Origin of the sequence: Vibrio hannami, assembly GCF_029589055.1 — a bacterium.
GTDB classification, from domain to species: domain Bacteria; phylum Pseudomonadota; class Gammaproteobacteria; order Enterobacterales; family Vibrionaceae; genus Vibrio; species Vibrio hannami.
In genome coordinates, this window is sequence record NZ_JARQZP010000006.1 from 436,956 (window position 1) to 462,210 (window position 25,255).

The 25,255-nt window shown below is 43.8% G+C and carries 19 protein-coding genes; 6 read left to right on the forward strand and 13 right to left on the reverse strand.

What is annotated here, in order from left to right:
• Positions 1 to 12: 12 nt before the first annotated feature.
• From P7F88_RS13420 to P7F88_RS13450, 7 genes are all read right to left on the reverse strand, one after another.
• Entirely contained in the window at positions 13 to 1,389 is a 1,377-nt protein-coding gene (locus P7F88_RS13420; protein ID WP_435329002.1) for a capsular biosynthesis protein, read from the reverse strand.
• The gene (locus P7F88_RS13425; RefSeq protein ID WP_277825462.1) at positions 1,383 to 2,591 is read right to left on the reverse strand and encodes a lipopolysaccharide biosynthesis protein; all 1,209 of its coding nucleotides are present in this window, start codon (positions 2,589 to 2,591) and stop codon (positions 1,383 to 1,385) included. Before P7F88_RS13425 ends, P7F88_RS13420 begins: the two co-directional genes overlap by 7 nt.
• A gap of 3 nt (positions 2,592 to 2,594) precedes the next feature.
• Entirely contained in the window at positions 2,595 to 4,760 is a 2,166-nt protein-coding gene (locus P7F88_RS13430) for a GumC family protein (protein ID WP_277825464.1), read from the reverse strand.
• Between the two features lie 16 nt (positions 4,761 to 4,776).
• Positions 4,777 to 5,373: a polysaccharide biosynthesis/export family protein gene (locus P7F88_RS13435; RefSeq protein ID WP_277825466.1), complete on the reverse strand. Its 597-nt coding sequence runs from the start codon at positions 5,371 to 5,373 to the stop codon at positions 4,777 to 4,779.
• Complete coding sequence (locus tag P7F88_RS13440; RefSeq protein ID WP_277825468.1) at positions 5,374 to 6,681, reverse strand: outer membrane beta-barrel protein; 1,308 nt, start codon at positions 6,679 to 6,681, stop codon at positions 5,374 to 5,376. It abuts the gene before it with no gap.
• Positions 6,665 to 8,077 (reverse strand): undecaprenyl-phosphate glucose phosphotransferase, encoded by a 1,413-nt coding sequence (locus tag P7F88_RS13445; RefSeq protein WP_277825470.1) that lies wholly within the window; start codon positions 8,075 to 8,077, stop codon positions 6,665 to 6,667. The genes P7F88_RS13440 and P7F88_RS13445 overlap by 17 nt, the downstream gene beginning before the upstream one ends.
• A 296-nt stretch (positions 8,078 to 8,373) precedes the next feature.
• Positions 8,374 to 9,750, reverse strand: a complete 1,377-nt coding sequence (locus P7F88_RS13450) for a PhoH family protein (protein WP_277825472.1) — start codon at positions 9,748 to 9,750, stop codon at positions 8,374 to 8,376.
• A 425-nt stretch (positions 9,751 to 10,175) separates the two neighbouring features.
• On the opposite strand from P7F88_RS13450, the gene rapA reads away from it, so the two are divergent.
• Together rapA and rluA are read left to right on the forward strand one after the other, a co-directional pair.
• Positions 10,176 to 13,085: an RNA polymerase-associated protein RapA gene (rapA, locus tag P7F88_RS13455; RefSeq protein WP_277825474.1), complete on the forward strand. Its 2,910-nt coding sequence runs from the start codon at positions 10,176 to 10,178 to the stop codon at positions 13,083 to 13,085.
• Between the two features lie 139 nt (positions 13,086 to 13,224).
• Positions 13,225 to 13,959: a bifunctional tRNA pseudouridine(32) synthase/23S rRNA pseudouridine(746) synthase RluA gene (gene rluA, locus P7F88_RS13460; RefSeq protein WP_277825476.1), complete on the forward strand. Its 735-nt coding sequence runs from the start codon at positions 13,225 to 13,227 to the stop codon at positions 13,957 to 13,959.
• A gap of 16 nt (positions 13,960 to 13,975) precedes the next feature.
• Here rluA and P7F88_RS13465 read toward each other — a convergent pair whose 3' ends face one another.
• From P7F88_RS13465 to argR, 5 genes are all read right to left on the reverse strand, one after another.
• Positions 13,976 to 15,325 (reverse strand): patatin-like phospholipase family protein, encoded by a 1,350-nt coding sequence (locus tag P7F88_RS13465; RefSeq protein ID WP_277825478.1) that lies wholly within the window; start codon positions 15,323 to 15,325, stop codon positions 13,976 to 13,978.
• Between the two features lie 106 nt (positions 15,326 to 15,431).
• The gene (locus P7F88_RS13470; protein WP_277825480.1) at positions 15,432 to 15,869 is read right to left on the reverse strand and encodes a universal stress protein; all 438 of its coding nucleotides are present in this window, start codon (positions 15,867 to 15,869) and stop codon (positions 15,432 to 15,434) included.
• Between the two features lie 110 nt (positions 15,870 to 15,979).
• Positions 15,980 to 18,559 (reverse strand): TRAP transporter permease, encoded by a 2,580-nt coding sequence (locus P7F88_RS13475; protein WP_277825482.1) that lies wholly within the window; start codon positions 18,557 to 18,559, stop codon positions 15,980 to 15,982.
• Between the two features lie 248 nt (positions 18,560 to 18,807).
• Entirely contained in the window at positions 18,808 to 19,776 is a 969-nt protein-coding gene (locus tag P7F88_RS13480; protein ID WP_277825484.1) for a TAXI family TRAP transporter solute-binding subunit, read from the reverse strand.
• Between the two features lie 323 nt (positions 19,777 to 20,099).
• Positions 20,100 to 20,570, reverse strand: a complete 471-nt coding sequence (gene argR / locus P7F88_RS13485; RefSeq protein WP_277825486.1) for a transcriptional regulator ArgR — start codon at positions 20,568 to 20,570, stop codon at positions 20,100 to 20,102.
• A gap of 336 nt (positions 20,571 to 20,906) precedes the next feature.
• Here argR and mdh point away from each other — a divergent pair, with 336 nt between their 5' ends.
• The gene (gene mdh, locus P7F88_RS13490) at positions 20,907 to 21,839 is read left to right on the forward strand and encodes a malate dehydrogenase (protein WP_277825488.1); all 933 of its coding nucleotides are present in this window, start codon (positions 20,907 to 20,909) and stop codon (positions 21,837 to 21,839) included.
• Positions 21,840 to 21,907: 68 nt separating this feature from the next.
• Here the strand turns inward: mdh and ispB are convergent, their stop codons facing one another.
• Positions 21,908 to 22,879, reverse strand: a complete 972-nt coding sequence (ispB, locus tag P7F88_RS13495; protein ID WP_277825490.1) for an octaprenyl diphosphate synthase — start codon at positions 22,877 to 22,879, stop codon at positions 21,908 to 21,910.
• Between the two features lie 269 nt (positions 22,880 to 23,148).
• Here ispB and rplU point away from each other — a divergent pair, with 269 nt between their 5' ends.
• The 3 genes from rplU (at position 23,149) to cgtA (ending at position 25,224) form a co-directional block, all read left to right on the forward strand.
• The gene (rplU, locus tag P7F88_RS13500; RefSeq protein WP_277825492.1) at positions 23,149 to 23,460 is read left to right on the forward strand and encodes a 50S ribosomal protein L21; all 312 of its coding nucleotides are present in this window, start codon (positions 23,149 to 23,151) and stop codon (positions 23,458 to 23,460) included.
• Between the two features lie 21 nt (positions 23,461 to 23,481).
• Entirely contained in the window at positions 23,482 to 23,739 is a 258-nt protein-coding gene (gene rpmA, locus P7F88_RS13505) for a 50S ribosomal protein L27 (protein WP_277825494.1), read from the forward strand.
• A gap of 312 nt (positions 23,740 to 24,051) precedes the next feature.
• Entirely contained in the window at positions 24,052 to 25,224 is a 1,173-nt protein-coding gene (gene cgtA, locus P7F88_RS13510; RefSeq protein WP_277825496.1) for an Obg family GTPase CgtA, read from the forward strand.
• The last annotated feature ends 31 nt before the right edge of the window (positions 25,225 to 25,255 follow it).

Consider the following 25,255-nt stretch of genomic DNA (forward strand, 5'->3'; position numbering starts at 1 on the left):
GTGGACTTACCGTTATTTACCAATATTTGTTAAAACTGTTCTGCGAATAACGAGGCTAGCGCCCATGCAGAAGTAGAAGAGATATTGCAGACCAGAAACGTGGATTAGAATCTGGCTGTAAGGGATACTGCACAAAATAACAATCATGAATGCCCTGAAGGCGGCTTGCATCGACATAAACTGAATTTCGTCTTTGCACAGCTTATTAGGGTCAAGAACAGGAATTGGCTTGGTTATTTTAAATACGTAAATAATCAAAGATATGTAGAGCATTGCGCCGACAAAACCTGTTTCCCACAACAAGGCACCAAGAGATGTTGAGTCAAGCTCTAGATTAAATTTCAGATCCAGAAAACCACGAGACATGGCACTACCGTGGTTGGTCGAGTTCAGACCATACCCGAATAACCGCCCCGCAATACCATGAAGGTCACTGTGGTTATGCCAGAAGAATACCGTTGTCATACGACCTATCTGACCACCATCCATAATGTAGTTAGGGTCAAACACATATTCGATGGAATCCCAGAAAACCATAAATGGGCTTTTGGTTGGGTCAGAGTAGAAACTGGCTGTATTGGCGTAAACCATACCCAGGATATAGGCTGCAAGCGTAACCAAAGCTAGGGAAGAAAGATCAATCATCAAGAGCGTTTTAACGCTATAGGTTTTCATTCCTTTCAGGTAGCTACTGGATAGCCATATGTACGCCATCATGAAAGGGGCCAACATGATGACAAACTTAATTTCACCCAGGATGCAGATTGCGAAGGCAGAACAAGCATGAAGTATTAGTGAACGTTTGCTACAAACACCGTGCTTATATTCTGAAAGTTTCAGCAAAATGATAAACAAGCAGAACATACCTAAAGCGGCACTGTTACCACCATTGAACTTCTCACCACCAAAGGTGCCAACCACAGAGTCCCATTTTTCTGTATCACCTTTTATTGCTACTCGTTGAGGAACAATGACGAATATCTGGTAAAGGATCGCGGGAAACTGCGCGTAGTAGATGGCGTAGAACACCTTAGACGCCCGATATAGCTGATCCTGATTGACAAAACCAGCAATCAGGCAGTACATGACCAATGATAAACAAAAGGTATTTTTGAACCCGATAATGGTCACGGTGATGCCACCCTGAAGAATGGTGCTAACCATTGCTACACCGATGCCACTAAAAAATAGCAGAAAGACTATCCACTCTTTTAGATCAAGTGGTCTACTTTTATAGCGTTTCTGCATCAACTGCATTCCCACCATCATTAGGGCAAGAATACATGGTAGCCAGAAAAAACTAGTGATGCCGGTTACGTATTGCGCCAGTCCACAAAAGACCAGCGTAGTCACTGTCGCGAAAGTCAGGTAGTGGCTAGTGTTTAACATGATTTTTCTTTTGCTAGGTTATTTGCAAGTCTGTTCATTCGGTAAAAAATAAACATGTATCGCGTGAAAGAGAGTAGTGCGTATGTCATAACAGAAGTTGAATAATCGAGATGCCAGTATGGCAATGCTGCAAAGGCGATAAGTACAATCGTCAGTTGTTCAATCTGAATACGAAGGAAGTATTTGGGATCGCCAAAAACCAGCTCAATAACGGTTAATGGTGAAATTGCCAGTGCAATAAACATATATGGCAGCATATAGCGCGAGGTCGGAACAGAGCTCTGCCACTCTTCGCTAAAGAACTGGTTCATAACTAATGGGTAGAAGATAAATATTCCCGTAATTGCTAGTAACGCGAGTATGAACAGCAGTTTGCGTGTTTTTCTATATTCGCTCAGGTTGAAGCGGTTATTTCTGAAATCCAGAGACCAGCTAGAAAATATCGAGTTTCTAACTGCGTTACCCACAATGTTTACCGGTGACAGACAGAATCGAGTTACAACAGCAAAGTAGCCAGCGGTCAGCGAGGAAAACCATAGGTTAACCAGAATGGTTGGCAGGTTGGCACTGGCCATTGCCAGCACCTCAGCGCTTCCCACTTTGGTAATATGTGCTTTGTTTTTCACAAAGAATGCATGATTACTTCGGAAGGAAAACATGCCGAAAGTAAAGTGCGACTGCTTAAGTGAATAAGACAGCCATGAGATAGCGTTGACCAAAAGTACAACCGCCCACACCCAATAAAAGAGAGGTTCGGTCTTGGTGATGACTAAAGCGCAGATAACAACGATAGATACTGACAAGCGCTGCATTGCCAGAATCTTAACTTTTTCATCGCGAAGCAGCAGATTTTCAGAGATAAGCAATAGGCCATAAGCTAACGTCAGTACGTAGATAAAGCCCAATGACAAATCAAAACCAATTGCTATCCCACATGAAAAGGGAAGTGCAATCAATGCACTCTGCAAACAGCAATACACCACATTCTGCGCAAGATGAGAGTCTTCTTGTTTGGGAAGCAGCAGATGAGTTGCGTAAGTGCAGACTTGCGCTCCGATCAGCACAATGCTGTAGATCAGAGCGTAGTGACCAACTTCAGCCATTCCATATTTGTGGGATATCAGCCAGATAGCTCCCGCTCCAATGAGCTGGGAGATAACGGATGAGCCTGCAATTGTGGTTGTACTTTTAATCAGGCTCATTGCTTAGCTGCGTCTAACTTTTTTGTTAGCAGTATTACCCTTTGAAGCGTTCATCTTAACAACGCGCTTGTCCAGGTAGCGAAGGCCTTCTTCACTTTCAAGATCTCTGTCTTCGACCTCGTTTACAACACCACCAATCACTGATGCACCAGCGGTTTCAAGCTTGTCTACAGTTGAAGTGATATTATTTACCACTGTGCAGTTAGCTTTGGTAACAATAAGTGCAGAGTCGATATGCTGAGCAACCAATTGAGCATCTTTAGAGTGCTTACATGAAGGAAGGCTAAAGATTACCTGTTCATACTGAGCAGCCAGGCTCTTGATAAACGCTACAAAACGTTTTGATGCAAGAACAGACAATGGAGATGCTGAGTTTGTGCCTGTTGAATAGAAGTCTAGTTTGTCTAAAGACACAACCGCTTCTTGCATGTTACAGCCAGAGCTACAGATATCTGAAACGCCTTTCGCTGACTTTTGCACTAGAACATTGCTTAGAGAATCTGAGCTTCTGAAGTCCAGATCAACCAGTGCAGTTTTACGGTGCTCACTGAACGAATGTGCTAGTAGGTAGCTAATGGTTTTGCTGCCTTCGTTTTCATCAACGGAAACCACACCCATAGTGGTGGAATCCTGCTCTTTATCCAGCATGATAGAGGTACGGATACCGTGAATCATTTCTGCATAGCTATCGATACTGAATACGGTCTTTCTTACCTGTTCAACAGGAAGGTTTTGCAGTTTCTTATCTTTTCTGAACTCGCCCAGCGCTTTGATACCTACGAATTTTTCCAGCTCACTCATTGTGCGCACTTTGTTATTTAGCGACGCTTTAACAATCAGGAACAGACAAGTGAAGATGGTTGTAACAACCATGATCATTATCATCAGGAAGATTCTGTTTGGCTTCAGAGGCTTAATCGCTGGAATAGCTTCGTCATAAAGCGAGGCATTCGACTTCTGGAAGTTCAGGCTAAGCTGTTGCTCTTTAGTTCTTACAAATAGTGATTTGTATAGTGCTTCCATTTGTTCAAGATCGACTTTCAGGTCGTAGTACTTGTCCTTTTTCTCAGCCATCTTATGGAAGTTTTTCTTATGCTCCTCGATCTGAGCAAGATATTCGTTCTCTTCAGCTAGAGCGGATTCATAACGCTTATGCACAGTTTCCATTAGCTCTTCGAATAGCTCTTCAGACTGTTCGTTAATTGCAGTGATCTGAGAGTTAGCCTGAAGAACTTTTTGGTGTTTTGGACCATAAGTTTTTTCAAGTTCGTATAGTTCACGCTTAGATTGTGTCAGTGAACTACGAAGGTCTCTAAGCTGAGCATTATCTGAGAACATTGGCAGGGTGATGATCTCTTCAAGATCACGGCCGCGATAGCTCTCGGCTGTGTTGTACTCTGCTTCTGCAGCAATACGTTTTGCTTTTGCTTCAGCGTAATTGCGGTTAAGAAGTGCTAGCTGATCAGTTTCATAGCCATCGATACCGTTGAATGTCAGCATGTCTTCATCTTTCAGCAGCTTTTGAATTTCTCTCTGCTTAGCAAGAATCTGTGCTTTCAGTTCAGCGTTCTGCTTTTCGTTCCATGCTTTCGCATTGGCGGTTTTTTCCATTCGCTTCTGCGCTTCAAGGTCGATATAAGCGTTAGCAATGGCGTTTGCGATATCAGCAGCTAGCTGAGGATCGGCATCTTCGTACGTTATTGTCATTAACTGAGTTTTACGTACACCGGTAACAGTAAGATGCTCACGCATATACTGGATAGTATTCACAATACGATCGTAATGAGTGTATACCTCGGGATCGACGGATAGCCCTGCATCAACTCTTAGGTTTACCCCGTTGAAGCCTGGGTTCTCATCAAGCTTTAGTGCTTCGATCGCATTGGTCAATACACCACGAGATTTAGCTAGTTCATATTGGGTGGTGTAGTACTCTGCCTGAGATGAGTCTAAGCTCTCTACCTGGCTTAACGGAGAGATATTGTCTTCACTCGCCTGAATATACACAGTTGCGGTTGATGCGTAGATATCGGTGATATTACTTACCAGTGGGTACATACCCGCAGTTACAGCGGCAACGACAGCCAGTATTTTTAGCCATTGTTTTCTTAGCACTTTAGTGTAAAGACTAAAGTTGATGGTGCTTTCAACGCTACCTTTTTTATTCAAAATTACGCCTGTCATATTAGAAAAAACTCTGCTCTACAATAATTGTGTCACCCGGATTTATAGGGAAAGTAAGTTCTACGTTTTCCAGAACTTTCCTTGAACCAGACGGTTGTATGTTTATGTCTCGGCTTGCGCGATCGGTAAAGCCACCAGCCATCGCAATCGCTTTTTGTACGTTCATACCCGGCTGGTATTCAAAACCATTTGGAGCTGATACTTCGCCAAGAATGAAGAACTTGCGGAAGTTTGCGATAGAAACAGTAACCATTGGGTTTACAAGGTAATCGCCACGTAGTCTTGACTCTATTTCCTGTTCCACTTCCAGTGGAGTTCGGTTATTCAGTTGAACGTTACCGATATAAGGGAAGCTGATTACGCCATTAGCGCTAAGAGCTACATCCATTTCCAGGTCTGGTTCGCCAAACACGTTGATATGAACCAGATCTCCTCCACTAAGGCGATAAGTATTTTTAACCTTATCCATCTGGCTGCTTTGAGAACTGCTTACATTGTGCGTCTGCAGCTTATTTGTTGTGTTTTGCTCGCTCGCATTTGTATAAGCAGGAGTTGCCATACTTGCCGTGAGCAATATGTTGATAAATGATTTTTTCATCTAAATCTGTACCTTTGCAGTAAGGACTAGTTTCGATTGGTCGTAACCCAATGTGGTCATCGGGTTGTGGTTTTGATTGATATAAAAGTTGTCATATTCTAGGTTTGAGCGATCAGTCACCGTCATATATTTGATTGTGAAATTAATTGATGGTCGGAAGTCGTAACTCATAGCCAGAGATAGCTCGTTGTTATGATCTAGCCGGCCTGAGTCATCGTTCTGATGCTTTTTACGGCTGTAGTCGTAACCTGCTATGGTTGAAAATCTGTCGCTGCCCCAAAAGTGCTGCCAACTTATACCCGCAGAAGTATTTAGGGTGTATTCGCCCCCTTCACTCGAGTCTTCAGTGTTTTGAGAGGTGGTTGCTTTCCAGGTTGAATAGTTATCCGGTTTCCAGGCTAAGTTAGCATCCCAGTTGAAACCATCGAACGGCTTGGCGTCCAGGTTGATGAATACCTTGTGAAGCCAGCTAATGTTTCCATCAATAACAAACTTAGAACCAAGCGTGGTCTTCATGCCCATTCGTAAGTAATACTCGTTCGTATCCTTCGACGAGTCTGCGTTATAAGCTATATTGTTGCGAAGCAAGCTATACCGGAAAGTGGTGTCTGATGAATAGTCATCGACAAACCCAAACTGAGCTGATGTAACGGCGAATTCTTCACCTTTCAGGTAGTCAACAAAGTCAGGCACACTGGTAGATTCCGCTACCGAGTCCAGGTCACGGAATGTTTTATCTCGGTATGTTAGTGCAAACTCAAGTTTACCTTCGCTATCCCAGGCTCCGTACTGGTAAAGCATTTCACCAAATGTGCTCCCGGTTAGCAGGGCTTCTTTTACACCATAATATTCCAGCTGTTCTGTCGATAGATCGCCAGTGCTATCGTCGCCACGAACCTCATGATCCCATGAATGTCCGAAGTACAGTTTCAGTAAGTGGCGTGAACCAAATTGCCATACATTGTTGGTGCTTATCTGATGGTCCTGATAGGAGTCTGCATCGCTGGCATTATAGTTTTTATAGTCACCCTTATAGCTAAGCGAATAATAGTCATCGTTGATCTGCGACTGCATACTAAATTCAGGTGCGACAGAGTAGAAGTCACTATCGATAGCGTCTTCTGGTTCACTTTGCAGGGTAATATTGTTCTCTCTGCCGTAACTTGCTTCTGCGTCCATTAGGTACTCCATACCTAATGGACCAGTATGAGCTTTGGGTTTGGTATCGGCTAAAGCATTTGCAGCATGTAGGCTGGTAAATACAAATAGAGAAACAGAAGCCCAGTTCGACTTAATATGCCTGTTCACTGACAAACCCCTTAAATATGGTTAGGAAAACAATCTTGATATCGAGCCATAGGCTCCAGTTGTCGAGGTACATGATGTCGTACTCAACACGCTTCTCCATCTTGTCGACAGTGTCAGTTTCTCCGCGGTAGCCGTTGATCTGAGCCCAACCAGTGATTCCCGGCTTTATCTTGTGACGGATCATGTAGTTGTCTACAATTTTGCGGTATTGCTCGTTATGGGCAACGGCGTGAGGACGTGGACCTACGATAGACATGGAGCCCTGAACTACGTTAAAAAACTGCGGTAGTTCATCTAGAGATGTTCTGCGAATGAAAGAACCAAATGCCGTAACTCTCGGGTCATTCTTTGTTGCCTGTACTACGGTGTCTTTGTTCTCCATCACTTTCATGGAGCGGAATTTCCAGACTTTTATCTTTTTACCTCCCAGGCCATAACGGTCCTGTTTAAACAGAACTGGGCCTGGAGAGCTGAGTTTTACGCCGATAGCAACGAACAGCAAAATAGGTGAGATCATGGTTACGATAAGCGTGCCAAGGATAAGGTCTTCAATGCGCTTGATTACTCTGTTCGCGCCCGAGAAAGGAGACGCAAAAACGCTGAAGGTACTCATATTGCCAATGTTGCTGATTTTAGATACACCAAGGCGGCGTGTATAAACGTCCGGTACAAGATAAGTATCTACTGTGGTATCAGATAACATATGAAGAGAGGAATTGAACCTTTCTTTCGCAGTGACAGGTAGAGCAACATAGACGGTGTCTATCAGATTGTTTTTTATGTCATCGATTAGTTTGTTTGTGTTGCCCTTGTAATCAGATTTGGTCAAATAACCAAAGCGGTTTACTGTTCGATCATCATAGAAGTAGACAGATGCATTGAGTTTTGAATACTCGTTAAGAATCTCCCGCTCGACCTGAACTCCTGCTGGCGTTAAGCCTAAGATGGCGATATTTTTCTTGTTTTCCCGCATCTTACCGATAGTGATGGCTAAAAATTTCATCAGAGGTCGGTAACAGAAACATACCGTCATAGCAATCAGTAACCAGGAGTATCTTAATGCAGGAAAAAGGCTGTTATCCTGAAAACCTTCCAAGTGCTTTAGAGGAAACTTGGCCAGTTCAATGATGACAATGGTAAGTACAGCAGTTGCCAGAAATTTAATAGTCATGTTGCTGAACTTATGGCGCAACTTATGTCTGTATAATCCCATATATCCACCACAAATCAGGAATGCGATGGAAGTCATAAAAGCGCTGCTGAAGTCTACGGCTGTTTCTTCCTTGCCAATGGTTTCAAGGAGTAAACAAAGACATAAGTTGATCGTGAGAAAGTCCAGGACTTTCATCAGGCTACGATAGCCATTATCTGCTAACTCGAATACTTGCTTTTTCATTTCGTTCTCAAACCTAAGTGGCCAGAGAGAAAAATAGAGAGCAATGCTCTAAAAATGGGCCACGGATTGGTGATAGGGACTTAATTTTCCGGAGTAGTATAATGATTCTGAATGATGATTAAATTAGTCTTATTTTTCCTTGCGAAAAAATAACAATTCTTACATAAGTATGTGAAAAATAGGCTTTAAAGTTATACCTTGGCTCTATTCATAGATTTGAGTGATGATTGGTTTTGTGTTGATTTTGGGATGTGTTTATGTAGCTAAGGGGCACTTTTATGCCCCTTGTGAATGAGTTAAAGATTCTCTTCCGCGAACTCTGCAAGTCGGCTACGAACGACACCATTAAGGTGTATATTGGCACTTCCCTGGAAGTTCTTAAATCGTTCAACCATGTAAGTTAAGCCTGAAGTTACTGGTGTCAGATACGGTGAATCAATCTGAGCGAGGTTGCCCGAGCAGACGATCTTGGTGCCTTCACCACAACGGGTAATGATCGTTTTGATCTGGGATGCGGTCAGGTTCTGACACTCGTCTAAAAGTACGAAGGCATTTTGGATCGAACGGCCACGCATAAAGTTGATCGACTTAAACTGAATGTTGGCTTTATCGCAGATGTACTTGAGAGATCCTTCAGTGCAATGATCGTTTTTATGCAGAGCCTCAAGGGTATCGGTTACCGCAGCTAACCAGGGCAACATCTTCTCTTCCTCGGTTCCTGGCAGAAAGCCAATAGATTCACCGATGTCTGGTGTGTTTCTGGTAACGATGATCTTGTCGAACATATTTTTTTCTATGCTTTGCTCGAGTGCACAAGCCATTGCTAATAGTGTTTTACCGCTACCCGCCGCACCAGTAAGAATCACCAGATCGATATCAGGATCTAAAAGGGCGTCTATAGCCATTCCCTGATAGATGTTCTTCGGTCTGATATCCCAGGCCTGTCTATGCATCAGTCGTTCACGGCTAAGATCTTTAATGGTGACTTTATTCTCTTCTATTGAATCGACACGGCCTGCGAAATCAGTCTCTTCATCGACCATATATTGATTGATAAACGTTGGTTCAAGCGCCTCATTGTCGATAGTGTGATAGGTTCTTCCTCCAATATTTCTGCTTTCAACCCTACTAACATTGTTCCAGAAGTCGCCTGCATATGTGTGGAAGCCTTTAGTCAGGTACTGAACATCATCAATAAGCTGATCAGTACGATAGTCTTCAACAAAGCGAACACCGGCACCTTTGGCACGAAGTCGCATATTGATGTCTTTAGTTACGAGAACCACTTCTCGTGGTGAGCGTTTGTTCTGAATATAAAGAACAGCATTTAAGATTCGGTTGTCGCCAGCTTTATCTACAAAAGCTTTTACGGTTTCCTGAAGTTCGAAGTCAGCAAGAATAGAAATACTCCCGGTTGCTTCTTTTTCCTTGCTAAATGGAATCCCTTCAGAGATTTGATCTGGTGTCGCATCACGGAAGATATCCTCAAGAGCTCGAATAGCAACTCGAGCATCGCGGGCAACATCGCGCTTGCTGTCTTTGATTTTGTCGAGCTCTTCGAGGACGGTCATGGGGATGACCACGTCATGTTCCTGGAAGGAATAAATGGCAAAAGGTTCGTGGAGAAGGATATTAGTATCCAGTACAAAAATTTTCCGATCGGTATCGCCCATAAGCGTCTCCTTATCCGCCGGGTGGCGGCTAGCCTGCAAAGCAACGTTTGTAAGCTTGCAGCTGGAATTTTGACGCTAAAGTAGCGGTAAATTCAGCTACTTACTCCAAACTCTGTTTGATACCAAGTTCAAGCATATTTTGTGCCTGATATTCATTCAGTACGCAATATCTTGGACTTAATATCAGTATAGATACAAAAACTCTTCGGGATCTAGAAATCGCATACTAAGTTTACAGTTTGATTTCAGTAATATTGGTGATCAAAAAAGGTAGAAACCTGATGATTTAGTCGTGACCTGTGTCACGGGTTCGAGTAATATAAGCGCCCATTTTTGGTACCAATGGCTTAGCGGTTAAAAGGTACCTATATAGACGCTAGAATTTAGAGACGAAAGTCGACTCCAACAACGAGGTAGTCAATCATATGACATTTGCTTTGGGCCAGCGCTGGATAAGCGATACAGAAAGCGATTTAGGTTTGGGCACATTGGTAGAAATCGATGTGCGAACGGTAACGTTTATGTTCCCTGCTTCTGAAGAGAATAGGGTATACGCAAGAGCCGATGCACCTGTTACCCGAGTGACGTTCAATGTTGGAGACACAATAGAGAGCCAGGAAGGTTGGTCACTTAAAGTTGAAGAGATTCAGGAAGAGAATGGTATCCTGACATACATTGGCACGCGCCTGGATTCAGAAGAATCAGGTGTTGCTCTGAGGGAAATCTTTTTAAGTCATCAAATTCGTTTTAATAAACCTCAGGATAAGTTATTTGCCGGTCAGGTTGATCGTATGGATAACTTTGTGCTCCGTTATCGTGCATTAACGAACCAATTTGAGCAGCATAAGAGCCCAATGCGTGGCCTTTGTGCTATGCGTGCAGGATTAATTCCTCATCAGCTATTTATTGCTCATGAAGTTGGTCGCCGATTTGCACCTCGTGTTTTGTTAGCAGACGAAGTTGGTCTGGGTAAGACCATCGAAGCCGGTATGATAATCCACCAGCAGGTGCTGTCTGGCCGCGCGGAACGAATTCTAATTGTTGTTCCTGAAACTCTTCAGCACCAGTGGCTGGTAGAGATGATGCGCAGGTTTAATCTTCACTTCTCTATCTTTGACGAAGAACGCTGTGTAGAAGCTTATGCCGAAGCAGACAACCCATTTGATACTGCTCAGCTTGTGCTTTGCTCTCTGGACTTTATTACTAAGAGCAAGAAACGTTTTGAGCAGGTAATCGAAGGCGACTGGGATCTGCTGGTGGTCGATGAAGCCCACCACCTTGAGTGGAGCCAGGAAAAACCGAGCCGCCAGTATCAGGTAGTTGAAGGGCTTGCTGAAAAAACTCCGGGTGTTTTGCTGCTAACAGCAACACCAGAGCAGCTAGGTCATGAAAGTCATTTTGCTCGTCTTCGTTTGTTAGATCCGGATCGTTTCTACGATTACTCCGAGTTTGTAAAAGAAGAACAGCAGTATGCACCAGTTGCAGATGCCGTGAGTACACTTCTTTCTGGTGACAAGTTGGAAGATGAAGCCAAGAATCAGATTACTGAGCTACTATCTGAGCAGGATGTTGAGCCTCTTTTCCGAATCATCGAAGGCGATGTTGCTGAAGATGAGAAAGCCAAAGCGCGTCATGAGCTGATCGATAACCTGATGGATCGTCACGGTACTGGACGCGTGTTGTTCCGTAACACTCGTGCTGCTATTTCTGGCTTCCCTAAGCGTAATGTACACCTGCTGCCAATGGACATTCCTAAGCAGTACGAAACCTCAATGCGTGTTGCCGGAATGATTGGCGGTAAGATGCCACCTCAGGCTCGCGCAATGAAGATGCTTTATCCTGAAGAGATCTTTCAGGAGTTTGAAGGCGATGCAGGTAGCTGGTGGCAGTTTGACTCACGAGTTGACTGGCTGATTGAAAAAGTAAAAGAGAGGCGTTCAGAAAAGATTCTGGTTATCGCTTCCCGCTCATCAACTGCTTTACAACTTGAGCAGGCACTGCGTGAGCGTGAAGGTATCCGTGCAACGGTTTTCCATGAAGGCATGTCCATTATCGAACGTGATAAAGCTGCGGCGTACTTTGCGCAGGAAGAGGGCGGTGCTCAGGTACTTATCTGTTCTGAAATTGGCTCTGAAGGTCGTAACTTCCAGTTTGCAAACCAACTGGTGATGTTTGATTTGCCGTTTAACCCGGATCTATTGGAACAGCGTATTGGCCGTCTGGATCGAATCGGACAGCTGCGCGATATCGATATCCACGTTCCTTATCTGAAAGGCACTTCTCAGGCGATTCTTGCTCGCTGGTATGAAGAAGGTTTGCAGGCGTTCTCTGAAACCTGTCCGACAGGGCGTGCGGTGTACGATCAGTATTCTGATGCTCTGATTGAGATGCTTGCAAGCGGAGAGACTGATAATCTGGATGAGGTTATTGAAGAGTCTAAGAAGATGAACCTGGAGCTTAAGTCTAAGCTGGAGCAGGGACGTGACCGCTTGCTTGAGATGCATTCTAATGGTGGTGAAGATGCGCAAAAGATCGTTGATCAGATCGCATCAACCGATGGTGATACCAACCTGGTGACCTTCGCGCTTAGCCTGTTCGATACTATTGGTCTGAATCAGGATGATAAGGGGGATAATGCGCTTATCGTGACTCCGTCTGAGCGTATGATGGTTCCTAGCTACCCTGGGTTGCCATATGAAGGTGCAACGATCACCTTTGATCGCGACACTGCGCTATCTCGAGAAGATATGAACTTTATTAGCTGGGAACACCCGATGATTCAGGGTGGTATTGATCTGCTAATGAGTGAGGGGGTGGGTACTTCTGCGGTCTCTTTGCTGAAAAACAAAGCGCTTCCTGTAGGTACTATTCTGCTTGAACTGGTGTATGTTGTGGATGCTCAGGCTCCTAAGCGCAGTGGTATCAGTCGTTACCTGCCTAAGACGCCGATTCGTCTGATGATGGATGGACGTGGCAATGATCTATCTGCTCAGGTTGAGTTTGAGGGCTTTAACCGTCAGCTTAGCCCTGTTAACCGACATCTGGCCAGTAAGCTGGTGAACTCTGTTCAGGGTGATGTACACAAGTTGATCGAGTCTGCTGAAAAGCTGGTGGTTGATAAGGTAGAAGCCATTCGTGGTGAGGCTCAAAGCAATATGTCAGAAAGCTTGAACAGTGAGCTTGAACGCTTACAGGCACTAAAAGCGGTTAACCCGAACATCCGTGATGAAGAGATTCAGGCGATTGATGATCAGATTAAAGAGCTGACAGGTTATATCGGTAAAGCTCAGGTACAGCTTGATTCGCTGCGTCTGATCGTTGTTTCTCATAACTAGTAGAATTAGGTTACGGGTTACGGGTTACGGGTTACGGGTTACGGGTTACGGGTTACGGGGGGATTGATATGTCCGCTTCCAGTAGGGCGAAGCCCGTCCTGTAACCTGTGACCAGTAACCTTCAAACCACATCACACATATGTCTGTATTAAACTACATCCCACCCGAAGTACCGTTAAGCATCGTTTATCAGGATGAGCATATCCTAGTAACCAATAAGCCTGCTGGGCTTTTGTCTGTTCCTGGGCGATTAAAAGAGCACTTTGAAAGTCAGTGGAGCCGTGTGCGCGAGCAATATCCGGAGGCAGAGGTTGTTCATCGTCTGGATATGGCGACCTCTGGTTTAATGTTGTTTTCTTTAAACAAACCCGCTGAGCGTCACCTTAAAAAGCAATTTCAGTATAGGCTTACTCATAAGGTCTATTATGCTCGTGTATGGGGAAACCTAGAAAATGATGAAGGTGTTATCGATCTACCGTTGATTTGCGACTGGCCTAATCGACCAAGACAAAAAGTGTGTTATGAGCATGGAAAGCACGCGATTACCCGATATCAGGTTGTTCAACGTGAAGAGAAAACCACTTTAGTTAGATTACTTCCCATTACTGGACGTTCTCATCAACTTAGAGTGCACATGTTGGAAGCAGGGCACCCTATTGTTGGAGACGAGTTCTATGCTCATGAAGAAGCGAGAGCGTATTCTGACAGGCTTCAATTACACTCTGCTGAGTTAAGCTTTTATCACCCCGAAAATGATCAGCTATTCTCAGTTTTTGTTAGATGTGATTTTTATCCTTTAGCTGAGTCACTTATAGAATCGTTATATAACCTTCCCTCAACTCTGCCTGACTACAAAACGCTGCCTAAATCTTGATTCAGTCTGTTTGAGGCTATGGAGTAGTACTAAGCTTCTTTGCCTCTTCGGCAATATTTCTTCTAAATCGAAGAAAATCCGGGTGGTTTTGTAGCTGAACGAAACCTTCTTCTATTGCTATATCAACCTGCTCTTTTTCCAGGGTTAAGTCTGTAGGGATATTGTTCAGGAATTTGCGCCGCTTCTCATCAATGATTGCCATCGGAGAAAAGTTAATATTGATAATATATGGTTCTATTTCGATATTGCGTTCTGCGGCAAGCTTTACATATTCGTCGACCCAGTCTTCAATAAGCTGCCTTGTACTGGTGTTATACCTGAAAAATTGAACTTCAGACATGGCGCTAACGGTATCAGTGATACTCGGCTCATCAGGAGATAGATTTATCGTGCGTTCGGGTGATACGGATGCATCAATTGATATGATGATATAATGCTTTGGAATTTTATTTCCACCTCGCTGAATAAACTTCTCATGACCACCTCCAATTTCGGCCGTGTCATACAGTGAAAGAAGACCTAAGTTATCACTGATGCCTCCATCGACAAGGTGTACATATTTTTTGTTCTCTTTATCCCTATAGCCAACAAGCCCTCTCCAGGTTGACTCAGATACCTTTGAAATTTCTTTGTCACTACTTTCTAAAAAGCGATTTGTTGAGTTGTCACAAGTATCATAGTTCTCTAATACAACAGGATTGAAAACTACCGGTACTGCAGCAGAGGCTGCTACAGCATTGGCTACTGGATAGGTAGAAAGGTTAGAGCAAAGGGGATCGAAGAACTCTTGTAAGAAAGAAAATCGTACTCGATTACCGAGGTCGGTGGCGTTGATGATAATGAGTGGACCTCCAGCTTTTTGAATATCCGCAAAGGTTGCTTCTCCAAAAAGTCGTTCTTGATAGTACTCGATAGCTTCACCGGTTCTACCTGATTTTGAGAACCAGGAAGAAGGCTTTAGTAAAACACTATAAAGTTCACTTTCTACATCGGTATAGAGAAAATCAGGCTCAAAGTCGCTGAAAATTTTATTGCCATAAAGTCCGTAATAGGCTGCTGTAAAGCTACCACCTGACACCGAGCTGATAACATCGACTTCATCCAAAAGGCTTTGGTGATTTTTTTCAGGCAGGGTTTCGGCGCGTAGCGCTTTTAATACGCCGTATGCAAAAGCGGCGGCTCTGGTGCCTCCTCCTGACATAGCGATAATAATCTCATACTCGTTATCATGATTTCGACTCATAAAGTTTCTTATAGAGTATGCAGAGCCATGTTGTCTTTCTTTATAGGAGTGATTGTCAGCTGCAGCAGCAGGGGTAGATAAAACGACAGCCAATACTCCTAAAGCAATAATTCCTTTAATCATGACTTACTATCCTTGTGAATGTTACCTCTATTTAAGATACGCATATTGAATAAAAAGAAAAGGCTTGTTCAGTGAACAAGCCTTGTTATCAATAAAAGTGTTAGCCTCAGCCTTGCGGTTTAATCACCATTACATTGACAGGTGAGTTCTGAACAACCTTACTTGCTACAGAACCAAGTACAACCTTATCTACTTTTGATCGCTTATGGCTTGGCATAATGATCAGGTCAGCGCCTAGCTTTGCTGCATACTCAAGAATTGTTGAGTATGGTTTACCCTCAGCAACGTGAGTTTTGTAGATAACGTCATCATCAATATGCTGATCAGCAAACTGCTGAAGCTGTCTTTTAACGTCTTGCTTCATCTTTTTGGCCGCATCTTTTGGGAAGTATGTAGCCACCATAGACATGTGTATTCCAGGAAGTACGTTTAGCAGGTGTACTTCAGCGTTAGAATGTTTAGCAAGCCACACTGCCTGTGCAACTGCTTTGTCCGAAAAACCTTTATCATTCAAATCAACTGGAACAAGGATCTGTTTGTACATATGCGTAACTCTTATTTTCGTTAAAATGGACACCTCTTGGGAGATGTGTGCCCTAATATCCCTTTCCGGTTAGAGTCTGGTGCCAGTTTATAAGTTGACACCAGTTACAGCTATGCGCTCATCTCTTCCTTTCGAGCGCGTCTTCTCTGATTTAATCCTAGACCAAGAAGTATCAGGAAGGCAGGTACAAACACCCATTCTTTCATCGGGCGATCAGCTGGAGTTACTACCCATTTGATTTCCCAGTCAAAATCGATACCTGATGATTCTGCCGGACTACCAAACTCCACCATATCTACGATCATCTTACCTTCGTTCTCAGTTAACATCAGACCCATAGATGCAATGCGATCTTCTGCTGATTCAGCAACGTCTTCGAAAGGTAGGCGAACGGTCTTCTCTATGAACTTGCCTTCCAGGTTTTCACCTGCAACCCTTAGTTCAAGTGATTGTCCCACAGGAAGATTTTCGGTAACTTGAGCTATCTCAACTCCCGGATAAAGATCTTTTGCCGGATAGATCATATCCCACCAGAATCCTGGTCTGAAGAAGCTGAAGGTCAGTACTAGCAGAAGAATAGTTTCCCACCATTTGTTCTTAGTGAGCCACCACCCCTGGGTTGCCGCAGAGAAAATCAGCATTGCTGCGGTAGCTGATATAATCGTCAGACACAGGTGCCACCATGAATCAATGCCCATCATCAGTAGCTGCGTATTGAAGATAAACATAAATGGCAGAATCGCGGTACGAATATCGTAAGTAAAGCCTTGAATACCTGTCCGGATAGGATCAGATTTCGCTATTGCTGCTGCCGCAAATGCCGCTAGACCTACTGGTGGTGTATCATCAGCAAGGATACCGAAGTAGAACACGAATAAGTGTACAGCTATCAGCGGAATGATAAGACCATGAGATGCACCCAGAGTAACGATTACAGGAGCCATCAGCGTTGACACAACGATGTAGTTTGCTGTTGTCGGAAGACCCATACCCAATACAAGGCTGATTACTGCGGTAAAAAGAAGCATCAGGATAATACTACCGCCAGAGATAAACTCTACGAAATCTGTCATTACCAGGCCGATACCAGTAAGCGTTACAACACCAACAACGGTACCAGCTGCTGCCGTAGCCACACCGATACCGATCATGTTACGCGCGCCTGAAACCAGACTTTCAGTTAGATCAACCCAGCCTTCTTTAGCTGCCTCTTTTAGCTCGCCTTCTTTAGCAAAGAAAGCGATTAGAGGGCGCTGTGTCAGAAGGATAAAGATCATAAACACTGTAGCCCAGAATGCCGACAGGCCAGGCGAGAAACGCTCTACAGTCAGACACCAAACTAGCACAACGATTGGAAGCAAGAAGTGCAGACCGGATTTAATGGTTGGTCCTGCGTCAGGCACTTCATTTAGCTCTTCATCGATAGCCATATGTGCATGCTCTTGATAAGCAGCAGATACGCGAACCAGTCCAACATAAGCTAACAACAGAGCAACAGTTACAATTGGAGTCGCAGCAGCACCAAAGACATCTTTAGTCCAGCCCACGCCGTAGTAAACAATCGCACTTAGAACACATAGCCCGACAATGGTACCGACAAAAGAAGTCATGCTTTGAAGGATTGTCGGGTTATGGCGACGAGGAAGCCCCTTCATACCCGCTTTGGTCGCTTCAAGGTGCACGATATAAAGTAGAGCAACGTAAGAGATAAGCGCAGGGAGTAGTGCCGCTTTGATTACTTCTACGTATGAAATACCAACATATTCAACCATTAGGAATGCTGCTGCACCCATGATAGGGGGCGTAAGCTGACCATTTGTTGAAGCTGCAACCTCTACTGCACCTGCTTTTGTTCCAGGGAATCCAACACGCTTCATCAATGGAATAGTAAAGGTACCAGTTGTTACTACGTTAGCGATGGATGAACCTGAAACCAGCCCAGAAAGGCCAGATGCTACAACAGCTGCTTTTGCTGGGCCACCTCGCATATGACCAAGAAGAGAGAAAGCAACTTTAATGAAGTAAGCGCCCGCTCCGGCTCTTTCCAGCATTGCACCAAACAGAACGAATAGGAATACGAAAGAGGTAGATACACCAAGAGCAACACCAAAAACACCTTCTGTTGTTAGCCACAGGTGCGACATTGCTTTGTTAAGGCTTGCCCCTTTATGGGCGATCACATCTGGCATGTAAGGGCCAGCGAAGGTGTAGGTCAGGAATACTGCCGCTACAACCATTAGTGGTGGGCCTAATGCGCGTCGAGTCGCTTCAAGAAGAAGCACCATACCAGTTACCGCAGCAACAATATCCAAGGTAGTTGGCGCGCCAGAACGTCCGGCTAACTCAGTGTAGAAAATATAAATGTAGGCAGCAGAAAAGCTACCAGCTAGCGCTAATACCCAATCGATCAAAGGAACTCTGTCTCTAGGAGAGTGAGTCAATGCCGGGTAGGCTGTAAAAGCAAGAAATATTGCAAAAGTCAGGTGAATTGCGCGTGCTTCAGTGTCATTTAGTACGCCAAAGTTAAAAATGAACGGTAGTGGAGAGGCGTACCACAACTGAAATAGTGACCAGCAAAGCGGCACAAACCAGAGAATTCTGCCCGGTAGACCGGATGGGTTACGTGCCCCAGTATCTGATTGTGCCACCATTTCTTGCACATCTGGAGACGGTGTGTTTGTCTTCGTCATGTACTTATATCCTTATTATTGATGGTCTGTCCAAAGAGTAGGAAATCGGCTGTTACATTAACCACCAATTCCTTAATTTTAGCTTGAGATAAGGATGGTGTTTAATTTTGAGCTTAAGTTTTGCTTGTTTGTAGGATTTTATCCGGTAAAACAGCGTATTGCCCGAGCCTAAAAATAGTTTTTGAAAGTATAAAAATTGTTAAGGAGGCATGCGCCTCCTTAATTTACTTAGTCGTAACTGAACTCAGTTACTTAAGTAATCCTACTTCTTTGTAGTATTTCTCAGCACCTGGGTGCAGAGGAATTGAGAGACCAGCTTTAACCATATCTTCTTTTTTCAGATTTTTGAAAGCAGGGTGAAGGCGTTTGAAAGTGTCAAAGTTTTCAAATACCGCTTTAGCAACGTTGTACGCAACTTCATCTGAAACATCAGTTGTTGTTACCATTGTTGCTGCTACACCGAAGCTATTTACATCTGAATCTGTACCACGGTAAGTACCAGCAGGAAGATTGCTATATGCATAATATGGGTTGTCAGCAACGATACTATCGATTTCAGGACCTGTCGCAGATACTAATTTAGCATCACAAGACGTTGTCGCTTCTTTGATAGAGCCGTTTGGATGACCAACCATATAGATGAATGCATCGATTTTGTTATCACACAGAGCTTGTGAACGTTCAGAACCTTTTAGTTCAGATGCCAGTTTAAAGCTGTCCATAGTCCAGCCCATTGCATCCATTACCACGCCCATAGTTGCGCGGTCACCAGAGCCAGGGTTGCCAATGTTTACACGCTTGCCTTCAAGGTCTTGTACACTTTCTATACCAGAGTCGGTACGAGCAATAATGTTGAAAGGTTCTGTGTGAAGGGAGAACATTGCACGTAGTTTTTTGTACGGGCCTTGTTCAGAGAACTTGCTTGTGCCGTTATATCCGTGATATTGCCAGTCAGATTGCACGATACCAAAATCGAGCTCACCAGCACGGATTGTATTTACGTTGTAGATAGAACCACCGGTTGATTCTACCGAACAACGAATATTGTGTTCCTTACGGCCTTTGTTGACTAGCTTACAGATAGCACCGCCAGTAGGATAGTAAACACCTGTAACTGAACCGGTACCAATAGTAATGAACTCCTGAGCGTGAACTGCACCTGTTCCCATTACCGCTGCTGCAATTGCGCCAGCCTGGACAAGTTTTTTGAATGCCATGAATTTTCCTTCCTTATTCATTATCTAGCTCTCTCTCTGGGTGAGAGGAGTATTTCCTTTGGAAACGGCATCTTTTTCAATCCATTTGTTGAAAAAGTGCCGGAATAATACCAAATCTTTGGTGAAAAATGATATTTTTCACCATAAATACAGGTGTATTATCTGTGCTACAGATACATGACCACAAAAAATAATCGTGATAAATAAAACAAAATCAGCAACTTAAGTTGCTGATTAAAAATTGTAAGAAGATTACTGTTAATGTGATCTTTGTCACATTGATTGGGTGCGCTTCACATCACATATGGCTATTTATATTAGCATCAGCCCGCGTACTCAAATAATGTGCATACAGAGTCATATAGCTGTTTGGTTGTGACGTTAAGAGTGGGAGTGATAAAGATGGTATCATCACCCGCAACAACACCCAGAATTCCTTCAGATTTGCCAAGAGAGTCCAGCAGTCGAGCAATAAGCTGAGCCGCGCCCGGACCCGTGTGAATAACGACGATTGCATTGTTATGGTCGATATCCAGAACTAGCTCTCTAAGTGGGCTGGAAGTGGTAGGGACACCTAGCTCTGCTGGTAAGCAGTAAACCATTTCCATTTTGGCATTTCGTGTCCTTACTGCCCCAAATTTAGTTAGCATTCGGGAAACTTTCGACTGGTTTATGTTTTCAAAGCCTTCGTGCTTTAGTGCATCAACGATCTCTCCCTGAGAACCGAATCTTTCTTCTTTAAGGATGGCTTTGAAGGCTCTTACCAGATTATCTTGTTTGTCAGTATTACGCATAGTCTGTTTTTTGTGCAGTAACGGAAGAAGAGTATCTTCTCACAATTTTGCGAATTTCAGCAAACGTACAGCTAAAAAATGCAGTGATTGTCACTATAACTTAGGGCTGTTTAGTGTGTAATAGAACCATAGTTAACCCTTTGTATAGATTAAAATATCAATACGACTTTTGTCGTTATTGGTGCGAGTATTGCGTGAAGTCGCAAAGATGAAGTTAGATAATTGTAATCATATTGTGAATGATTTAGTTTGCGACATACGCTGTTACATTAAAAGAATTAATACTTACGTGAAACAATTTTTTAATTTAATTATAAAATCTTAAGGAGAACTACTATGAAAGTAGCTGTTATTGGTGCTGCAGGCGGTATTGGACAAGCTTTAGCTCTATTGCTTAAAAATCGTCTACCTGCCGGTTCTGATCTTGCGCTATACGATATCGCTCCGGTCACTCCGGGTGTGGCAAAAGATCTTAGTCATATCCCTACACCTGTAGCTGTTGAAGGTTATGCAGGTGAAGATCCAACTCCAGCTCTGGAAGGTGCTGATGTTGTTCTTATTTCTGCTGGTGTGGCTCGTAAGCCTGGTATGGATCGAGCGGATCTTTTCAACGTGAATGCTGGTATTGTTAAATCTTTGGCAGAAAAGATAGCCGTTTCTTGCCCTAAGGCGCTGGTAGGTATCATCACAAACCCTGTTAACACTACTGTCCCAATTGCTGCAGAAGTTCTTAAAAAAGCTGGTGTTTACGACAAGCGTCGTCTGTTTGGTGTTACTACTCTTGATGTTATCCGCTCAGAAACTTTCGTGGCAGAGCTGAAAGATAAAGATCCAGGCGACGTTCGTGTACCTGTTATTGGTGGTCACTCTGGTGTAACCATTCTTCCTCTTCTTTCTCAGGTAGCTGATGTTGAGTTTACGGATGAAGAGATCGCAGCGCTAACTGATCGTATCCAGAACGCTGGTACTGAAGTTGTTAAAGCAAAAGCGGGTGGTGGTTCTGCAACTCTGTCTATGGGACAGGCGGCTTGTCGCTTTGGTATGGCTCTGGTTAAAGCGCTTAATGGTGAAGAAGGCGTTATTGAGTGCGCATACGTAGAAGGTGACGGTGAACATGCACGCTTCTTTGCACAGCCGGTTAAACTAGGTAAAGATGGTGTTGAGGAAGTATTGAGCTATGGCGCTCTAAGCGACTTCGAGAAATCTGCACTGGACGGTATGCTTGAAACACTAAACGGTGATATCAAGATTGGCGAAGAGTTTGTATAAAATTTAGCCTTATATAAGAGAGCGGCAGCCAGTTGGCTGCCGTTTTAGTTTAAGTTGTTGCCATGAAGTTATTTGCTTCTCTTTACCGCAAGATGCGCTAACGCAACAAGTGCTTCTTTATATTCAGAGTCAGGAAGTATGTCTAATTCAGCAATGGCTTTGTCTGCTTCTCTATTTGCGAGCTCGGTAGTGTAATCCAGGGAGCCAGTCTCGTTCATGGCTGCCATAATCTCATCCAGGCGTTCCATACCGTTAGATTGCTCTATAGCTTCTTTAATCATCGCAGACTGTTGTTCATTACCATTCCACATTGCATATAAAAGAGGGAGTGTTGGTTTGCCTTCTGCGAGGTCGTCTCCGACATTCTTGCCCATCTCTTTGCCATCTGCAGTATAGTCCATTACATCGTCAATCAACTGGAATGCAGTGCCAAGATATTTGCCGTAGTTTTGCATTGCAGTTTCTACCTCTTGAGGTGCTTCAACCAAAATAGCACCTATTTGAGTTGCCGCTTCAAACAGCCGAGCGGTTTTTGAGTAGATTACCTGCATATAACTTTCTTCGGTGGTCTCAGGATCGTTACAGTTGATTAATTGTTGCACTTCACCTTCTGAGATCACATTTACAGCTTCACTCATCAAAGAGAGGATCTTTAAAGATCCTAAACTGGTCATCATCTGGAACGAGCGAGTGTAGATGTAATCCCCAACCAGAATACTCGCTGCATTACCAAATGCTGCGTTTGCGGTTTCTTTACCGCGGCGCATATCAGATTCATCGACCACATCATCGTGTAATAGGGTAGCTGTATGTATAAACTCAATGAACGCTGCTGCGGTTGTATGAGCTTCGCCCTTGTAACCCAAAGCTTTGGCTGAAAGAACGGCCAAAAGGGGTCTCAGGCGCTTTCCTCCGCCACTGACAATGTAGAATCCCAGTTGGTTGATTAAACTCACTTCAGAGTTGAGTTGAGCGAGGATGGTTTCATTCACTTTTGCCATGTCATCGGCAGTGAGGGCTTGGATAGCTTTAAAATCCATGATACTTCCGGCAGAGATAAGGCCCAATAAGGCATATAGGTTTTAATTTATTGGCGAATAATACACTAAAAAACATTGATTAATGCAAGATTCATAGGCATGATCCTCCCACTTTTCGTTGGCGATTACCTTTTCGCCAATTTTTTAAAAATATGGCTTGTCATAGTGTGCTCATTCGCGTAGAATCTGCGCCCTATTGATGATTAGTTTAGCGCACACCCACATTGCTCATTATGCAAATAGGCTGTGCGGAAAAAGCGGAGTAAAAAATGTACGCTGTTTTCCAATCTGGTGGTAAACAACACCGTGTAAGCGAAGGTCAAACTCTTCGTTTAGAGAAATTAGACGTTGAAACTGGCGCAACAGTTGAATTCGACAAAGTACTTATGATTGCTAACGGCGAAGAAATCGCTGTTGGTGCACCTCTTGTAGAGGGCGGTAAAGTAACTGCGGAAGTAGTTAAACACGGTCGTGGCGATAAAGTTAAGATCGTTAAGTTCCGTCGTCGTAAGCACTCGCGTAAGCAACAAGGCCACCGTCAGTGGTTCACTGAAGTGAAAATCACTGGCATCAGCGCTTAATAAAGTTAGGAGAGTTTAACAATGGCACACAAAAAAGCTGGCGGTTCTACTCGTAACGGTCGTGATTCAGAAAGTAAACGTCTTGGTGTAAAGCGTTTCGGTGGTGAATCAGTTCTTGCGGGTAACATCATCGTTCGTCAACGTGGTACTAAGTTCCACGCTGGTATTAACGTTGGTATCGGTAAAGACCACACTCTATTCGCTCTATCTGACGGTAAAGTGAAGTTCGAGGTTAAAGGTCCTAAGAACCGTAAATTTGTAAGCATCGAAGCTGAATAATTTTAGTTTCTAGCTGAATTCAAAAGCCCTGCCGATTCGGCGGGGTTTTTTATTTATAACGAGCACAAAGAAAGTATCAGTTGCACCAGAGCGAGATAGCCTCGTTCCCACGGTCTCCGTGGGAATGCATAGTGTTTACTTCTGGCTATGGTATGCATTACCACGCAGGAGCGTGGGAACGAGTAGTTAGCTTTACTCTCTTTGTGTTCACATGAGCAGATAAGCATTGGATCTTAGGTGATCGATCTGATTGGTATTTGGATCTGCTAAAATAGATACCTAGATGGTATTCGTACCAATGCGGAGTAAGAAATGAAATTCGTAGATGAAGCTGTAGTTAAAGTAGATGCTGGTGATGGCGGCAACGGCGTTGTTAGTTTTTGGCGAGAAAAATTTGTGGCTAAAGGTGGCCCGGATGGCGGCGACGGCGGCGACGGCGGTGATGTGTATATTGAGGCTGATGAGAACCTTAATACGCTTATCGACTACCGTTTTCAGCGTTTCTACAATGCTGAGCGTGGCGAAAATGGTCGAGGCGGTAACTGTACCGGCAAGCGTGGTAAAGATAAGGTACTAAAAGTACCAGTTGGAACACGCGCTGTAGATATCCACACTAACGAGATCGTAGCTGAAGTTGCAGAACACGGCAAAAAAGTGATGGTGGCTAAAGGCGGTTGGCATGGTCTTGGTAACACCCGTTTTAAGTCATCAGTAAACCGAGCTCCACGTCAGAAGACAATGGGAACAAAAGGTGAAGTGCGTGAGCTTCGTCTTGAGCTACTGCTTCTTGCTGATGTTGGTATGCTAGGTCTTCCAAACGCAGGGAAATCTACATTTATTCGTGCGGTTTCTGCAGCTAAGCCTAAAGTGGCGGATTATCCGTTTACTACACTTATTCCTAGCCTTGGTGTAGTAAGCGTTGTTCCTGAGAAGAGCTTCGTTGTTGCTGATATCCCTGGTCTGATCGAAGGTGCCGCTGATGGTGCTGGCCTTGGTATCCGCTTTCTTAAGCACCTGGAGCGTTGTCGTGTTCTTCTGCATATGATCGATATTCTACCAATCGACGGTAGTGATCCTGCGCAGAATGCTCTAACGATTATTGACGAGCTTGAACAATACAGTGAAAAGGTTGCGGCTAAACCAAGATGGCTGATCTTTAACAAGGTCGATCTGATGCCTGAAGAAGAAGCAAATGAAAAGATCCAGGAAATTCTTGATGCACTGGGTTGGGAAGATCGTTACTTCAAGATCTCTGCTGTAAACAAAAATGGCACCAAAGAACTTTGCTATCAGCTGGCTGACTTTATGGAGTCACTTCCGAAAGAAGTTGTTGAAGAGTCTGAAGAAGAGAAAGTTGACTTCAACTGGGATGATTACCATAAGGATGCAATGTCTGGTAAAAATGTTGTTACCGATGATGATTGGGATGACGACGATTGGGATGACGATGAAGATGACGGCCACGTTATCTACGTAAGAGACTAATCTCATATCAGTTAAATTATTTTTAAAAACC

Coding starts and splice junctions, on each gene's coding strand:
- rluA (WP_277825476.1), top strand. CDS start 13,225: ATGTCTGTATTAAACTACATCCCACCCGAAGTACCGTTAAGCATCGTT.
- P7F88_RS13420 (WP_435329002.1), bottom strand. CDS start 1,389: ATGTTAAACACTAGCCACTACCTGACTTTCGCGACAGTGACTACGCTG.
- P7F88_RS13435 (WP_277825466.1), bottom strand. CDS start 5,373: ATGAAAAAATCATTTATCAACATATTGCTCACGGCAAGTATGGCAACT.
- P7F88_RS13480 (WP_277825484.1), bottom strand. CDS start 19,776: ATGGCATTCAAAAAACTTGTCCAGGCTGGCGCAATTGCAGCAGCGGTA.
- rapA (WP_277825474.1), top strand. CDS start 10,176: ATGACATTTGCTTTGGGCCAGCGCTGGATAAGCGATACAGAAAGCGAT.
- cgtA (WP_277825496.1), top strand. CDS start 24,052: ATGAAATTCGTAGATGAAGCTGTAGTTAAAGTAGATGCTGGTGATGGC.
- mdh (WP_277825488.1), top strand. CDS start 20,907: ATGAAAGTAGCTGTTATTGGTGCTGCAGGCGGTATTGGACAAGCTTTA.
- P7F88_RS13450 (WP_277825472.1), bottom strand. CDS start 9,750: ATGGGCGATACCGATCGGAAAATTTTTGTACTGGATACTAATATCCTT.
- P7F88_RS13470 (WP_277825480.1), bottom strand. CDS start 15,869: ATGTACAAACAGATCCTTGTTCCAGTTGATTTGAATGATAAAGGTTTT.
- P7F88_RS13445 (WP_277825470.1), bottom strand. CDS start 8,077: ATGAAAAAGCAAGTATTCGAGTTAGCAGATAATGGCTATCGTAGCCTG.
- P7F88_RS13465 (WP_277825478.1), bottom strand. CDS start 15,325: ATGATTAAAGGAATTATTGCTTTAGGAGTATTGGCTGTCGTTTTATCT.
- rplU (WP_277825492.1), top strand. CDS start 23,149: ATGTACGCTGTTTTCCAATCTGGTGGTAAACAACACCGTGTAAGCGAA.
- P7F88_RS13425 (WP_277825462.1), bottom strand. CDS start 2,591: ATGAGCCTGATTAAAAGTACAACCACAATTGCAGGCTCATCCGTTATC.
- rpmA (WP_277825494.1), top strand. CDS start 23,482: ATGGCACACAAAAAAGCTGGCGGTTCTACTCGTAACGGTCGTGATTCA.
- ispB (WP_277825490.1), bottom strand. CDS start 22,879: ATGGATTTTAAAGCTATCCAAGCCCTCACTGCCGATGACATGGCAAAA.
- argR (WP_277825486.1), bottom strand. CDS start 20,570: ATGCGTAATACTGACAAACAAGATAATCTGGTAAGAGCCTTCAAAGCC.
- P7F88_RS13475 (WP_277825482.1), bottom strand. CDS start 18,559: ATGACGAAGACAAACACACCGTCTCCAGATGTGCAAGAAATGGTGGCA.